General features: G+C 39.9%; 12 protein-coding genes. 7 read left to right on the forward strand and 5 right to left on the reverse strand.

Annotated features, from left to right (window positions below):
• Positions 1-126: 126 nt before the first annotated feature.
• From HC000_RS06590 to HC000_RS06600, 3 genes are all read right to left on the reverse strand, one after another.
• Positions 127-1,698 carry a carbon-nitrogen hydrolase family protein gene (locus HC000_RS06590; protein WP_179807258.1) on the reverse strand — a complete coding sequence of 524 codons (1,572 nt, stop codon included), beginning with the start codon at positions 1,696-1,698 and terminating at the stop codon, positions 127-129.
• 88 nt (positions 1,699-1,786) lie between these two features.
• Complete coding sequence (locus HC000_RS06595; protein ID WP_179807259.1) at positions 1,787-2,638, reverse strand: MBL fold metallo-hydrolase; 852 nt, start codon at positions 2,636-2,638, stop codon at positions 1,787-1,789.
• Between the two features lie 149 nt (positions 2,639-2,787).
• Positions 2,788-5,121, reverse strand: coding sequence for a penicillin acylase family protein (locus tag HC000_RS06600; RefSeq protein ID WP_179807260.1), 2,334 nt, complete (start codon positions 5,119-5,121; stop codon positions 2,788-2,790).
• Between the two features lie 156 nt (positions 5,122-5,277).
• On the opposite strand from HC000_RS06600, the gene ycaO reads away from it, so the two are divergent.
• From ycaO to folX, 7 genes are all read left to right on the forward strand, one after another.
• The gene (gene ycaO / locus HC000_RS06605) at positions 5,278-7,038 is read left to right on the forward strand and encodes a 30S ribosomal protein S12 methylthiotransferase accessory factor YcaO (protein WP_179807261.1); all 1,761 of its coding nucleotides are present in this window, start codon (positions 5,278-5,280) and stop codon (positions 7,036-7,038) included.
• A gap of 117 nt (positions 7,039-7,155) precedes the next feature.
• Entirely contained in the window at positions 7,156-10,518 is a 3,363-nt protein-coding gene (locus HC000_RS06610; protein ID WP_179807262.1) for an ATP-binding protein, read from the forward strand.
• A gap of 41 nt (positions 10,519-10,559) precedes the next feature.
• Positions 10,560-11,189, forward strand: coding sequence for a YceH family protein (locus HC000_RS06615; RefSeq protein WP_179807263.1), 630 nt, complete (start codon positions 10,560-10,562; stop codon positions 11,187-11,189).
• A 73-nt stretch (positions 11,190-11,262) separates the two neighbouring features.
• Complete coding sequence (gene nadE, locus HC000_RS06620; RefSeq protein ID WP_179807264.1) at positions 11,263-12,099, forward strand: ammonia-dependent NAD(+) synthetase; 837 nt, start codon at positions 11,263-11,265, stop codon at positions 12,097-12,099.
• 123 nt (positions 12,100-12,222) lie between these two features.
• Positions 12,223-12,942 carry a dihydromonapterin reductase gene (gene folM, locus HC000_RS06625; protein ID WP_179807265.1) on the forward strand — a complete coding sequence of 240 codons (720 nt, stop codon included), beginning with the start codon at positions 12,223-12,225 and terminating at the stop codon, positions 12,940-12,942.
• Positions 12,943-12,968: 26 nt separating this feature from the next.
• Positions 12,969-13,523, forward strand: a complete 555-nt coding sequence (gene folE / locus HC000_RS06630) for a GTP cyclohydrolase I FolE (RefSeq protein WP_179807266.1) — start codon at positions 12,969-12,971, stop codon at positions 13,521-13,523.
• A 3-nt stretch (positions 13,524-13,526) separates the two neighbouring features.
• Entirely contained in the window at positions 13,527-13,883 is a 357-nt protein-coding gene (folX, locus tag HC000_RS06635; protein ID WP_011326799.1) for a dihydroneopterin triphosphate 2'-epimerase, read from the forward strand.
• 38 nt (positions 13,884-13,921) lie between these two features.
• Here folX and HC000_RS06640 read toward each other — a convergent pair whose 3' ends face one another.
• Both HC000_RS06640 and HC000_RS06645 read right to left on the reverse strand, forming a co-directional pair.
• On the reverse strand, positions 13,922-14,356 hold the full coding sequence (locus tag HC000_RS06640) for a YqaA family protein (protein WP_086997061.1): 435 nt from the start codon (positions 14,354-14,356) through the stop codon (positions 13,922-13,924).
• An 83-nt stretch (positions 14,357-14,439) separates the two neighbouring features.
• Entirely contained in the window at positions 14,440-14,805 is a 366-nt protein-coding gene (locus HC000_RS06645; RefSeq protein ID WP_011326797.1) for a DUF4870 domain-containing protein, read from the reverse strand.
• Positions 14,806-14,896: the final 91 nt, after the last annotated feature.

Here is a 14,896-nt window from a genome sequence, read left to right on the forward strand (position 1 = left end):
TTAAAGCACTCACTCTATTAAAAATTTGCGGTATTTTAGCGAGCTAATTTATTCATTAACAGCAATAAACAAGATTAATGATAATTAACCAGCTCACACTTTAATAAGCTACCTATTTTGTAGTGATTAAAAGCTACTTTTTTGCTTATCCGCACTAACCTTTTTATCGTCGCTCACTTTTTTTAGCATTATGTCGTATAAATCTTCACGTCGATCTTTTAAGTTACGTACTGTCCCTTCGCTGTGAAGAATTTTTAATTTATCCATATCAAGGTCACTAAATAACAACATTTCGGTATTAGTGGTTGCCTCATTGAGTGTTGCATCATGTGGGAATGAAAAGTCAGACGGTGTAAGTACTGCCGATTGTGCAAACTGTACATCTAGGCTTTCTACTTCTGGTAAGTTACCAACAGAGCCTGCTATAACCACATAACATTCGTTTTCAATAGCGCGTGCTTGAGCACAATGACGTACCCGTAAATAGCTATTTTTAGTATCAGTCCAAAAAGGTACAAATAAAATTTCTAAGCCTTCTTTGGCCATAATTCTAGATAGTTCTGGAAACTCAACATCGTAACAAATTTGAATACCAACACGCCCAGCATCAGTTTCAAATACCGCTATTTTGTCGCCGCCTTGAATAACCCAGTCATTTTGCTCATGCGGGGTAATATGAATTTTACGTTGCTCATCTATTTTACCGCTGCGGTGACATAAATAACTGACGTTATAAATTTTATCCCCGTCGGCTACTGGCATTGAGCCGGTAATAATATTGGCATTGTATTCAATTGCCATACGCGACATAGCATTTTTAAAGGTTTCTGTGTACTCGGCTAAATTGCGGATCGCTTCGGTTTGATTAACTTGCTCAGTTAACCCCATTAGCGGGGCATTAAAAAACTCAGGGAATAAAATAAAGTCACTTTGATAATCAGAAACCGTATCAACAAAATACTCGACCTGCTTGAGCATTTCCTCTACCGACTCCACCTTACGCATTTGCCACTGCACCGCACCTACACGCACAATCGACTTTACTATATTAATAACGGTGTCGGTTGGTTCGTACAATATGTTATTCCACTCCAGTAATGTGGCATAACCTACTGATTCTTGATCTTCGGGTAAATACTTTTTAAGTAAGCGTTTAACTTGAAAATCGTTTGCTAGCTGAAAACTTAAGATAGGATCGTACAGCTCTTTTTGATCTACTTTAGCTATATATTCCATTGGGGTCATTTCATTACTGTGATTGTAATAACGCGGAATACGACCACCCGCTAAAATAGCGCGTAAGTTGTATTGGCGGCACAATTCTTTTCGGGCATCGTACAGCCTACGCCCAAGGCGCATACCTCTGTGCGTTTCGCTAATCGCAACATCTAAGCCATACAGTGCATCGCCAGCGGTATCACTAAATACGCGGTCATGACCATCGGCTATGTCTTCATAGGTATGGGGGTTAGAAAAGCGGGCATAGTCTACTTGCACGCTTAATGCTAAGCCTACCAGCACACCATCACCCACAATGCCTATTTGCCCTTCTGGAAACTGGTCTATTAATCTAAAAATTGTATGGCTAGGCCATGCACCACCTAAATCTGGGTATGCTTGATCCATCAAGGTTTTAATTTGTGGGTATTGCTCTTTAGTTAAATTACAAATTTCGAGATGGGTTTTTTCTACCGTCATACACAACTCCTTGAGGAATGGGGAATAAAAAAGCCGAACATACGCCCAGCTTAATAAAATAGTTGATGTGCTATTACTTAATTCATTTTTATTGTTTTAAACTACGATAAAAAAGTGTAGTTACACGCTCTTTAGGTAACCAGCTAGCGTATTCAAGGCCAAGCTCTGCCAATGGGTCGGCGTTAAGTACTTGCTCTAAGCTTGCCTTGTTTTGCATTGCTTTAAGCATAACATCTTTGGCTTTTTGCACCAGCTTACGATACACCACCAGCCCTGAACGATCGCTTAGCGGACCATGTCCTGGGATCACTTTTGTATTATCGTCAATTTGTTTCACTACGTCATCTACAGCCGCTAAAATACCATCAACACTGCCACCACTGTCTACATCTACAAACGGTAAGCTGCCAAAGTTAAAGAAAATGTCGCCCATGTGTACAATGTTAGCCTTGTTAAAAAATATGACTGCGTCACCGTCACTATGTGCATGCTGATAATGCATTACATGAGCATGTTCGTTGTTAAAGTGCAGCTTTAAATCGTGGCTAAAACTAATCCGTGGTAAAAAATCTGACCCTTCACCATGCTCCGCTACTAAGCGCTTATGCACATTATCGTGAGCAATAACGTGGGCACCTGCTTTAGCAAAATTTTCGTTGCCTCCGGTGTGGTCGCCATGATGATGGGTGTTAATTACAAACTCAGTACTGCCGGGCTGTAAATCGCTAATCGTTTTTTTAATATCGCTTGAAAGCTTGGCAAATTGATCATCAATAATATAAATACCATCGTCGCCGACACTTACAGCAATATTGCCTCCTTGACCAAGTAACATATAAATATGCTCGCTCAGTTTTTGCGTTTTAACTACACTTTCATCGGCATAAGCCGCACTACTTAACAACAAGCCAGTGATTAATACGGGAAGTAATTTTTTCATTTTAGTGCTCACTTATATTTATAATTAATTATCGTCTATTTATGAAGAATAATTACACGACATAGGCCCTGCCTTACCTAAAAACCAAACATACGGCTGTAAATTTAATCTCGAAAGATAAACAAGCTCTAGCTTAGTTCACTAAACAGCTACTTGCCTTTTGGCGATATTATTATTTGATGTACTAGCGCTTGTGGTAATAATGGCGTGTTTTCTGCATTAATATATTGACTAAAACCGGCACGATAAAAGTTTGATAACGGGTGCCCAGACTGCCCGCCAGGTACGGTTAAAATGGCGTTTTCTAAATGTCCGGGCTGTACAATAAAGCGCTGTGAAGCACCAAAGCTACGCCCCTGCACTGCTGGCATGTAACTATCACCAAACCCTGGCGTTTTTGGCATATTTAAAAAGCGGGCAAGTATTGGTATTTGTTTAGCAAACGGATGCTCTATAACCAGCTCGTTTACTTTGCCCCACTGCCAGCCTTGAATGTTATTACCGTATTGCGTACTGAGTTTAGCAATAGTTTGACTAAATGCCCCCTGCAGCTGCTGCTCCCAAGTTGAAAATTGTGGATTGAGCCAACTGCTTGGTTGCGCGTTAATAAGCTGCCAAACTGCCGGTTCTAAGTCACGCCTTACGTAGCTCAACGTGCCATTTTTCTCACTTAAGCTTTGCTGCAACGTACTAAAGGTAATATTAATCACTTCATCACGATAATGCTTTACCAAGGTATAACCTACTGAGCTTGCACACGCGCACTGCTGCCAGTTTTCAACAGCGCTAATATACGCGGCGTTATTACCTTCATCGGCTTTGAGTTGCTTGAGCAATAAAGCGTGCCAAGGAATTAAAAATCGTGCTTGGTTATCAAGCTGTAATTGATAAAAATCATCTTCAACAAATTTTTGTTTTTCAAACAAGCGGTCGCGCACTTGTGTTGCACGCGCGCCAAGTGAATAGCCGCCGTTACCAAAGCGCTCGTTATCCTGAGCACTTACCACCCGTGAGTTTGCAGTCCATATTCGTCCACTTACTGGGTTTTTAACCACGGGGCGCTGCGCTTCATTTTGCAACCAAAGCGGCGAGTAATCAGTACTTTTCACACTAAGCTCGCTGGGTGTTTTACGCCCAGGAATTCCCCCCATTAACTTCCATGCGGCACTGCCTTGGCTATCAACTACAATTAAATTTTGTACCGGAATACCTACATCGCTGGCTATAGCTAGGGCATCATCAACTTCAGTTGCCTGTTCGAGCTGTAATAATTGCATGTTAACCGCATAACTTTGATGCGCCGCCCAGCTCAGTGCATAAGCTTGCCCGTTAATATATTTTACCGTGCCATATTCGCTCAGGGTAAGTGTGTAAGTTTCGGCTTCATTATTAGGTAATGCAATTTGCTCATCTACTTGCCACGTTTTATTGTTACTTGTAAGCGCAACCCAATCCGCGGTATCAATATAACCATTGGTAAACCCCCATGCGATATGATTATTAGTGCCTACTACAATAGCTGGCGCCCCCGGTAACGATACGCCCGTAACTTGGGTTTTTACATTGTTATGTACATAATTTAGTTGCGCTTTGTACCAAATAACAGGCACTGCCATTGCTAAGTGCATGTCATCGGAGAGCATAGCAGATCCGGTTGTAGTTAATGCGCCGGTAACTGCCCAGTTATTACTGCCGCGCTCTTGGCTTGCTGCAAAAGAATTAAATGCATACATTGCTGGTGTTGATGATTGCACAGTGGATGATTGCTGCGTTTGTTGCTTGAGTATTGGTAGTTTAGGTATGCCTGCGCTGTAAGGCGCTAGCTGGCTGCCATCAAGCGCAGCTTGGTATTGACTAGGTTGCGTTAAAAATTTGAGCATATGTTTGCCGTATTGCTGCTCAATTTGAATTAATGCTTGGTCGCGCTCAAAGGTGGCACTTTGTAAATCAAGATACATACTAAAAATTATTAATAGGCTGTCTTCGCTTTGCCATGGCCTTTGCTGTGCACCAGTGAGCAAATATTCAAAGCTTGAGTAACCTATTTGCAATAACCCTTCGTTAACCCCTTGAGCGTAGCTTTTAAGTAATTGCTTATCCGACTCAGGAAGATTTTTTAAAATAACTTGGCTGCGTTTACGCAATTGATGAAAACGCATTTTTTTATCTAGTGCTAGCGCCGCCTTACCAAAAATTTCGCTCAACTCACCAGCGGCATTACGCCTCAGTAAGTCCATTTGAAAAAATCGGTCTTGCCCATGCGCATACCCCAAACCATAAGCGGCATCGTTGTGGCTTTGTGCTTTGATAACAGCTTGACCAAGTACGTCGCGCGAAATAATGACCGACTCATTAATCGCTTCGCTATGACCTTTGCCGTCAAGCGCTGGTAAACTCAAACTAAGTACACCATAAACAACCGCAGTACCGGCCAGCCCTAAAACCACTACTAACAGCAGCAAGCGCTTGATTACTTTAAACATCCAGCTATCCTTTAAGAATTCTAATAAAGTATTATTAACATATATTTACTATCCTTCTATTAAAAAGTCATATTCTGCGGCGCAAAGGATGAAATAAACCTCAAAATCCACGATAATAGCTAATCCACATATTGTGCAGCCCTAGTTGAGATGAGTATGACTGATAAAACATTTATAAAAGGTAAAGACCGCGATTTAGAATCGTCGATCTCTACTATGCAAAATAAGCTAAAAGCCCTTAATATTAATATTGAGGAAGCGTTATGGCTTAACCCTGTAGCTAACTGTTATTCGGTACATATTCGTGACCAAGACTGTGGCGTAATGTTTACCAATGGTAAAGGCGCAAACGACAAAGCATCGTTAGCTTCAGCATTAGGCGAATACTTTGAACGCTTAAGCTGTAACTACTTTTTTGCTGACTTTTATTTAGGTGAAGAATTTGCCCATGCAGAGTTTACCCATTACCCAACCGAAAAATGGTTTACAGTAACAAACGATGAAGTGCCTGAAGGCATTATGGATGAAAGCTTATGGGACTACTTTGACCCAGAGCGCGAACTTAATGCATCGCACCTTTTCGATTTTAACTCTGGTAATGTTAAGCGTGGTATTTGTACTGTGCCATACACCCGCCAAAGCGATAACCAAGATGTGTATATTCCGGTTAACGTTATTGGTAATATTTTTGTATCTAACGGTATGAGCGCCGGCAATACTAAATTTGAAGCACGCGTACAAGGCTTATCCGAAGTATTTGAACGCGCTATAAAAAGCCGCATTATTACTGAGGGCTTGTGTCTGCCTATCGTGCCTGAAGAAGTAGTTAAGCTGTATCCTAAAATTCATGAAGCGTGTGAAGAGTTACGCAGCCATGGTTTTCATTTACGTATTGCCGATGCCTCTCTAGGCGGTAAATACCCAGTAATGAGCGTTACCCTTATTCACCCAGCCGATGGCTCTGTATTTGCTTCTTTTGGTGCTCACCCATCGTTTGAAGTGGCACTTGAGCGTACCGTAACAGAACTATTACAAGGTCGTCGTTTAGATCAACTTGATGTGTTCCAACCTGCTACTTTTGATAATGATGAAGTTGCCTCTCCTGAAAACACTGAACTGCACTTTATTGATTCTAGTGGCTTAATTTCTCATGACTTTTTCCGCGCAAAAGCCGACTTTGACTTTGTGCATTGGGACTTTAGCGGCACAACTGAGCAAGAATATAACTTTTGTACCGACTTAATTCATAGCATGGGGCATGATATTTACATCATGGATTACACCCACTTAAACGTATATGCATGTCGTATTTTAGTCCCTGGTATGTCAGACATTTACCCAGTTGATGAACTGATTTGGCGTAACAACAATGAAGGCGCTAAGTTCCGCGAAACATTTTTATCACTCGATCAGTACGACGTTGAGCAATGGATGGAAATTTATGACTCACTAGAGGAAGCGGGTCATAGCGATATCATTCGCGCCGCCGAGTTTATTGGTTTAGTAACCAACCCTGATACATCTTGGGATACACTGCGTATTGGTGAACTAAAAGCGCACCTTTGCCTAGCCGCAGGTAACGAAGAAGCCATTGATTGGGTTGACTGGATATTACATACCGGGCAAGTAAACGAAGATGCAATGCGTCACTTTCGCTGTTTAAAAGCTATTTTAGAAATAAAATACGATGACGAACGCGAATATGCAGACTATCAAGATGCATTAGGCTTAATGTTTGGTACTGCCAATGTAACGCTAGCAATTGAAATAGCCGAAGGTCGTAAATTATTTAACGGTTTAACCTTCCCAGGCTTATCGCTTACTGGCTTTACAAAGCATGCCGCATTACTTGATGGTTATCGCAAACTCCATGTAGCTAAACAGCAGCATTGGGCACGCGAGGTTAGCGACTCGTAATTTAGTTAAACTATTAATTATAAAAATAAAATGGCGCATAATCTGATGCGCCATTTTTATTTGTACAATAAATTAGCTATAGTGGGTACTGTCTAATATAAAAGCAAAATGTAGCTAATGTCGCCAATGAAAAGTAGTAACAACAGTAAAAACAATAACTTTAAGTTAGCCTTTTGGCTGTCGATTACGCTTATAGTCTTAGTTATCATTATGCTAGATCGTATTAATTATAATCGTGCAAAAGACGCCAATCAATTACATACCTTTTCAGAAGTGAGCACTTACAGGGCCCAACTCGAAGCAACTTTAGTGTCTAATATTCAGTTAATTCGTGGTTTGGGAGTCGCTATTACTACCGAAGCTAATTTAGACCAAGCACGTTTCTCACAAATTGCAGCCCCCTTATTTGAGACCTCAAACGAGCTACGAAATATTGGCGGTGCGCCCGACATGATAATTAAAATGATTTACCCGCTTGCCGGTAATGAACAAGCCTTAGGCCTTAATTTTTTAGATAATGAAACTCAACGTATCGATGCAATTAGAGCCAGAGACACAAATAAAATTGTAATGGCTGGCCCGCTAACTTTAATACAAGGGAGTTCTGCACTTGTTGCTCGCGTTCCTGTTTATAAAACAGATAAATCCTTTTGGGGGCTGCTTTCTGTCGTATTAGATCTTGAAAAGATATATCAAAACGCTGGTATTTACGAGCTTCAAGAGCAGTACAATGTTGCTATTCAAGGACGCCATGGCTTAGGTAAAAAAGGCGATTTTTTTTATGGCGATAAAAGTATAAAGCAACAAGACCCACTAGAGTTTACGCTTAACTTTCAAGGCGGAAGCTGGGAGCTTTATGTTGTACCTAAAAAGGGCTGGGCCCCGCCTAGCGCGACTATTTGGCCACTACGCTTAGCAAGCATAATTATATGCGGACTGATTATTTGGTCATTTTTGTTCTTTTTAAAAATGCTTAATCGGCAACAGCAAAATGAGAAAATGCTGGAAGTTATGAGTGATCTGGCACTCGTAGGCGCTTGGTCGTTTAATTTAGAAAACAAACAAGCATATTGGTCTGATATGACCAAAAAAATATTTAAATACGCCCCTGACGAACAACCACAATGGCCAAAGGATCTTGGCTACTTTAAGCCTGGGAAAAGCCGAGAAACGGCAGCTAAATTAATTGAACGAGCAATTAAATTTGGTGAGAGCTACGAAGCTGAACTTGAAGTTATTGATGCTAAAGGTAATATTATTTGGGTATTGGTGCACGGTGAAGCTGAGCATAAAAATGAACGCTGTATAAGAATATTTGGCTCATTACAAAATATTGATACCCGTAAAAAAATAGAATTAGAAAATAATAAAATATCGCTATTTAACGAAGCCTTAGCGTCTTTAACCGTTAACGATCAAATTTTAAACGGGCAATTAAGCCAATCTAAAGATGTGATTACTCAAGCAATTTGTCAGGCGCTCAACATCGATCAAGCCAGCATTTGGCTATTTAGCGACAATAAAACCCAGCTCAAGCCTATTGCCTTTCATAATATAAACACCACAACAAATAACAACAATGAACCATGGTTACAAAAAGATATTCCTGATTTTTTTGAGGCCATAGAGCGCAAAGCCATATTTAGTGCAGCAGATGCACAGCAATGCCCTATTTTAATGCCAATTAAAGAGCACTACCTAAAGCCACTAAAAATAAATGCCATGTTGTGTGCAGTTATTCCTGCCGGAAGTGGGATCATAGGTATGGTTTGCGCCGAGCAATGCAACAAAACCCGCGCTTGGGCGCACAACGAAGAAAGCTTTTTAATTGCTGTAGCAGCACTTATTGGCAGCCTTTACTCTAGCCAAAAACGTATAGAAACAGAGCAACAACTAGTAACAGCCAAAGAAACGGCAGAGCAAGCTGTAGCTGCTAAAAGTGAGTTTTTAGCGAGCATGAGTCATGAAATTCGCACTCCTATGAATGGGGTGTTAGGGATGCTCAATATCGTAAAAAACACCCAATTAGATCAACAACAAATGCACCACATAGAGCTTGCTCAGTCGTCGGCGCAATCATTACTGAATATTATTAACGATATTTTAGATTTTTCTAAAATAGAGGCTGGTAAATTAGATATTGAAAAGATTCAATTTAATTTACCACGTTTGTTAGGTGAGGTTGTTGAATCATTTGCGCTTAAAGCCGAGCAAAATAATACCATCTTAATTTTAGATGCAACCCTCATCACCGTCAGCGAAATAGTTAGCGACCCTAATAGGTTACGACAAATATTAAGTAACTTAATTAGTAACGCGGTTAAGTTTACATTTGACGGAAAAATAGTAGTCACCGCAAAAATTGATGAAACAACCGATGGTACATCTTTAGTTTGTTCCATTATTGATACCGGTATTGGCATAAAACCAGAAAAACACGCCACATTATTTGACTCATTTACTCAAGCAGATACCTCTACAACACGCCAGTATGGCGGCACAGGCTTAGGCCTCGCTATTGCAAAGCAGTTATGTGAACTGATGGGAGGTGAAGTAAGCGTAACCAGTATGCTACACGAAGGCAGTACTTTTTCGTTTTCAATAAAAGTACAACCTAAATTAAGTAAGCAGCAAGACCTACCTAGCCACTTAATTAAAAACAAACATATTTTAATTATTGATAGCTGCTTATTAAACTCAACTATAGCCAAAAAGCAGCTGATTATATGGCAAGCAAATGCAAATACCTTAACCGACTATACTGCTGTAAGTGCGTATTTTAAAGAGCAGGCAACTAAAACCCTCGATGCTATTTTAATCGACTATTATTTTTTTGAACAAGCGCCGCAATCGCAAATTACTGAGGTTAAAAATTACCTGGCTAAGCACAGTTGTAAGCTGATAATAATGGCACCTATGAGCTATTCCAAAGATGACTCTACGCTAAGTTTAAAAGTAGACTCAATGATTTTTAAGCCATTAACGCCCTCAGACCTATTTGATTCTCTTGCTAATGATAAATACATAGAACAACAGCAACAACAGGCACAACTACAAAATAAACTCACTGAAACGCCATTAGTGAATACAAATGAGCCACAAGTTTTATTAGTAGAAGACAATAAAATTAACCAAGTTGTTGCTGGGGCTTTATTAAAACAAGCCGGTATTTCATTTGATATTGCTGAGAATGGACGTGAGGCGATAAAGCAACTAAATGAGCAACCCGCTAATACTTACCAGTTAATTTTAATGGACTGCCAAATGCCTGAAATGGACGGCTACCAAGCAACTAAAGCGATTAGAAATGGCGACTCGGGTAAGCATTATCAAAACATAACTATTATTGCTTTAACTGCCAATGCAATGCAGGGAGACAAAGAAAAGTGCTTAGCAGCGGGTATGAATGATTACTTAAGTAAGCCACTCGATTTTAGTGCACTGCACCCTAAACTTCAGCAATGGCTTGGCACTCAATAAAAGTGTAAGCTAATCATATAGTTTATTAGTTGAGATGAGTTATGCAATTATCAGCAAATCAACAGCGTATTATTGGCTGTTTACTAGAAAAGCAAAGTACAACTCCCGAACACTACCCTTTGTCGTTAAATGCGCTAACTAATGCGTGTAATCAAAAATCAAATCGTGCACCGGTTTTAAACTTAACCGACAGCGAAGTGCAAATTGCACTCGATGAATTAATAAATGCCCGACTGGTTACCATTGATGAAGGGCTTTCTGGACGAGTAAATAAATACGACCACCGTTTTTGTAACACCGAGTTTAGTAGCTTAAAATTTAGTGCGCAGCAGCGCGCAATTATTTGCTTGTTACTGTTACGGGGTGCACAAACTCCCGGAGAATTAAAAACGCGATGCGCACGATTAGCAAATTTTAATAGTGTAGATGACGTTGAGCTTGTACTTAATAAACTAATTGAAAGTGACATAGTAACCAAACTTGCGCGCGAGCCTGGTAAACGTGACTGTCGTTATATGCATTTGCTTGGCGAGCAGCCAATAAGTGAAATAACACGCCCTGCAGAGCAAGCGACTGATGAATTAAAAAGTGAAGAACTCAATGAGTTACTCGCCGAAGTCGATGAGTTAAAAGCCGAGTTACAAAAAATTAAAGCTCACTTAGGGCTTTAATTTATTAGCCCTAAATCACATAATACAAGCGCTCTGCTGAGCGAAATAATTATTTAACCCTAAGGAGTTGGCCATGCGCGCCGAGATTATGGCTGCAATGAAAGTGCAGCCAGTTATTGATGTAAATGCTGAAATTAGCCGTCGTGTTAACTTTATTAAAGCCCGCTTAATAGCCGCCCATGCAACGTCTTTGGTATTAGGTATTAGTGGCGGAGTCGACTCTTCAGTGTGCGGTCGTTTATGCCAACTTGCTGTTGATGAGCTTAACCAAGAGCAAAGCACTACTGATTATAAATTTGTTGCTGTACGCTTACCTTACGGTGTGCAAGCCGACGAAAATGAAGCGCAACTAGCGGTTGATTTTATTCAACCTAGCAGCCGCATGACCGTCAATATTAAGCCCGCAACTGATGCGCTACACGAACAAACAATGGCGGCTATTGTTGGTAACGGTGAATCACTTCCTGAGCAAGAAAAAATTGATTTTATTAAGGGTAATGTTAAAGCCCGTCAACGCATGATTGCACAATACGAAATTGCTGCATTTTGCCAAGGTTTAGTAGTTGGCACCGATCACAGTGCCGAGAATATTACCGGCTTTTATACCAAGTTTGGTGATGGCGCTTGTGATCTTGCACCGCTTTTTGGCTTATCAAAACGCCAAGTGCGCGCTTTAGGGAGTACATTAGGTGCTTCGTCTGTATTAGTTAATAAAGCACCTACCGCAGATTTAGAAAGTGATCGCCCAGGACTTACCGACGAAGAAGCGTTAGGTTTAAGTTATGAGCAAATTGATGACTTTTTAGAAGGTAAACCGGTTACGCAACAGGTTGAACAAACACTTAGCGCTATTTATCAGCGTACGCAACATAAGCGTCAACCAGTGCCAACTATATACGATGAGCTTTAATACAGTAATTATCGTACGATACCTTAGTAATTTGACTGATCGACCGCTTAAAGTATTACGTAAGATTTTAATTAAATTGGTATTAATGCTGATCCCCTGCCAAAAGAGAGTTTTGTAGTATATATGACACCACCGATTTTAATTACAGGTGCTGGGCAACGCATTGGCCTTGCTTTAGCTAAACATTTTATTGCACAAGGGCAGCCGATAATTATTACTTATCGTACTCGTCACGCTGCGGTTGATTTACTGGAGCAGCAAGGTGCTGTATGCATTTATGCAGACTTTAGTACTGATGATGGTATTAGCACTTTTATTAAAGCACTTAAAGAGCATACCAGCTCACTACGCGCTATTTTGCATAATGCTTCAAGTTGGGACTGCGAAGCTAATAACACCAACTTTGCGCAACTGTTTGACAATATGATGCGAATTCATGCAAAAACACCTTATTTAATTAATTTACTGTGTGCAGAGTTATTACTAAATTATCAAACAGATATGAATACTCCCGCAGATATTATTCATCTTACCGATTACGTAGTAGAAACAGGTAGCCCAAAACATGTCGCTTATGCCGCAAGTAAAGCAGCGCTTGATAACTTAACTAAGTCGTTCAGTGCCAAGTACGCACCTAATATTAAAGTAAATTCGGTTGCACCATCGTTAATTATTTTTAATGAGCATGATGATGAACAATATCGTGCTAAAACGCTGAAAAAGTCATTAATGGGTATCGAGCCAGGATGCCAAGAAATAATCAATAGTATTGATTTACTATTACATAGCCACTACATCACAGGCCGCGCTATACCTGTAGATGGTGGTCGGCATTTAAAGTAAACCAAACTAAATTAACTGAGAAATTTATGCATAACGAACTAAAAAAAAGCTATGAAAATATTATTACCGCTGTAGGGGAAGATCCTAACAGAGAAGGCTTACTCGACACGCCAAAACGTGCTGCTAAAGCAATGGAATACTTAACTCAAGGGTATCGTCAAACATTAGAAGAAATTACTAATAACGCCGTATTTACCTCTGATGCAGACGACATGGTATTAGTACAAGACATAGAGCTTTATTCTATGTGTGAGCATCACTTGTTACCTTTTACTGGCCGTTGTCATATTGCTTATATTCCCAATGGTAAAGTATTAGGCTTGTCTAAGTTTGCCCGTATTGTTGACATGTTTGCCCGTCGTTTTCAAATTCAAGAACAACTAACTCATCAAATTGCTAAAGCCGTTGAAGAAGTAACGGGTGCAACCGGGGTTGGCGTAATTGTTGAAGCTAAACATATGTGTATGATGATGCGCGGCGTAGAAAAGCAAAACTCAAGTATGCGTACCTCTGTAATGCTAGGTAACTTTAGAGCCGATCCAAAAACACGTAATGAGTTTTTGCAGCTAATAAAAGGCTAACTTATGGCTAATGCAATTATTAACGTAACCAATTTACGACTGCGTACTTTTATTGGCTTTAATCAAGAAGAGCGCGAGAAAAAGCAGGATGTAGTGATTAACTTAGAAATTCATTACCCTGCACACGACGCCTGTAAAACCGATGAAGTAGATCAAGCACTAAACTACAAAGTAATTACCAAAGAAGTAATCACTTTAGTAGAACAAGGCGACTTTTTATTACTCGAAAAACTGGTTGCTGAAATTCTTGCTGTTTGTCATTCACACCCAAGTGTTCATTATGCTAAGGCTCGCGTAGATAAACCGCATGCATTACGCTTTGCCGATTCTGTGTCTTTGACGTTAGATTGGGCGAAATAATACGTGTGGAGCAATTTATTTAGAATAAATAGGAAAGCTTAAATAAGTTTTTCGACACCTAAGGTAAGGGCGATAACGGCTAAGTAGCGTGCCCCCTTACCTAGTGTTACCAACAATAAAAACGTACTAAAACGCACTTTAAATATTCCCCCTATTACGGTAAGCGGATCGCCAACTATAGGCAACCAGGCAAATAATAAACTATATACACCGTATTTATTAAACTGCTTTTGTGCTTTTTCAAGCCCCTGATCTGACACTGGAAACCAGCTTTTATCTTTAAAGCGCAGTACTTGAGTACCCAACCAGTAATTAACGCAGCTCCCTAGTACATTGCCCAAAGTGGCAGCTAGCCATAACAACAATAAATTTACTTTACCTTGGGTCATCATAGCTACCATTACCACCTCTGACGAGCTGGGCAATAAAGTAGCCGATATAAAAGCGCTAAAAAACAGCGTGAGATAAAGCATAGTATCCTTAACAATAGGGAGTAAATAAAAAATAAACCCAGCAAAAGCTGGGTTTAAAATACGCTATTAACAAACCGACATTGCTATTTTATCAAATTTAAACTCAACGGGTAGTCAAACTCTTTACCATCATTGGCTTTAACCGCAGCAATAATCACCATTACAAACGAAAATATAGCGACTATTGGCAGTAAAATTACACCAATAACAACAAACATTAAAAGAAAACACACAAAGTAAGCAATCATCATAGTGATTTGAAAGTTGAGTGCTTTTTTGCCATGAACATCAACAATCGGCATGTCATCTTTTTTTATTAACCACACAATTAACGGCCCAATTACAGAGCCTAATGGCACAATAAATCCAGATAAGGCACTTAAATGACAAAGCATTGCCCATGTGCGGTCATCTTTTTTGACGGGTTCAAGCTGTTGCTCATCATGCATAACGCGATCCTTATATTTACTATTTTTGCGTGAGTGTAAGTGTGTATCTCATAACTATAACTCAGTTTATAAACTTATTTAGCTAACTTAG

The sequence above is a fragment of the Pseudoalteromonas sp. MIP2626 genome, from assembly GCF_013414205.1.
GTDB lineage: Bacteria > Pseudomonadota > Gammaproteobacteria > Enterobacterales > Alteromonadaceae > Pseudoalteromonas > Pseudoalteromonas nigrifaciens.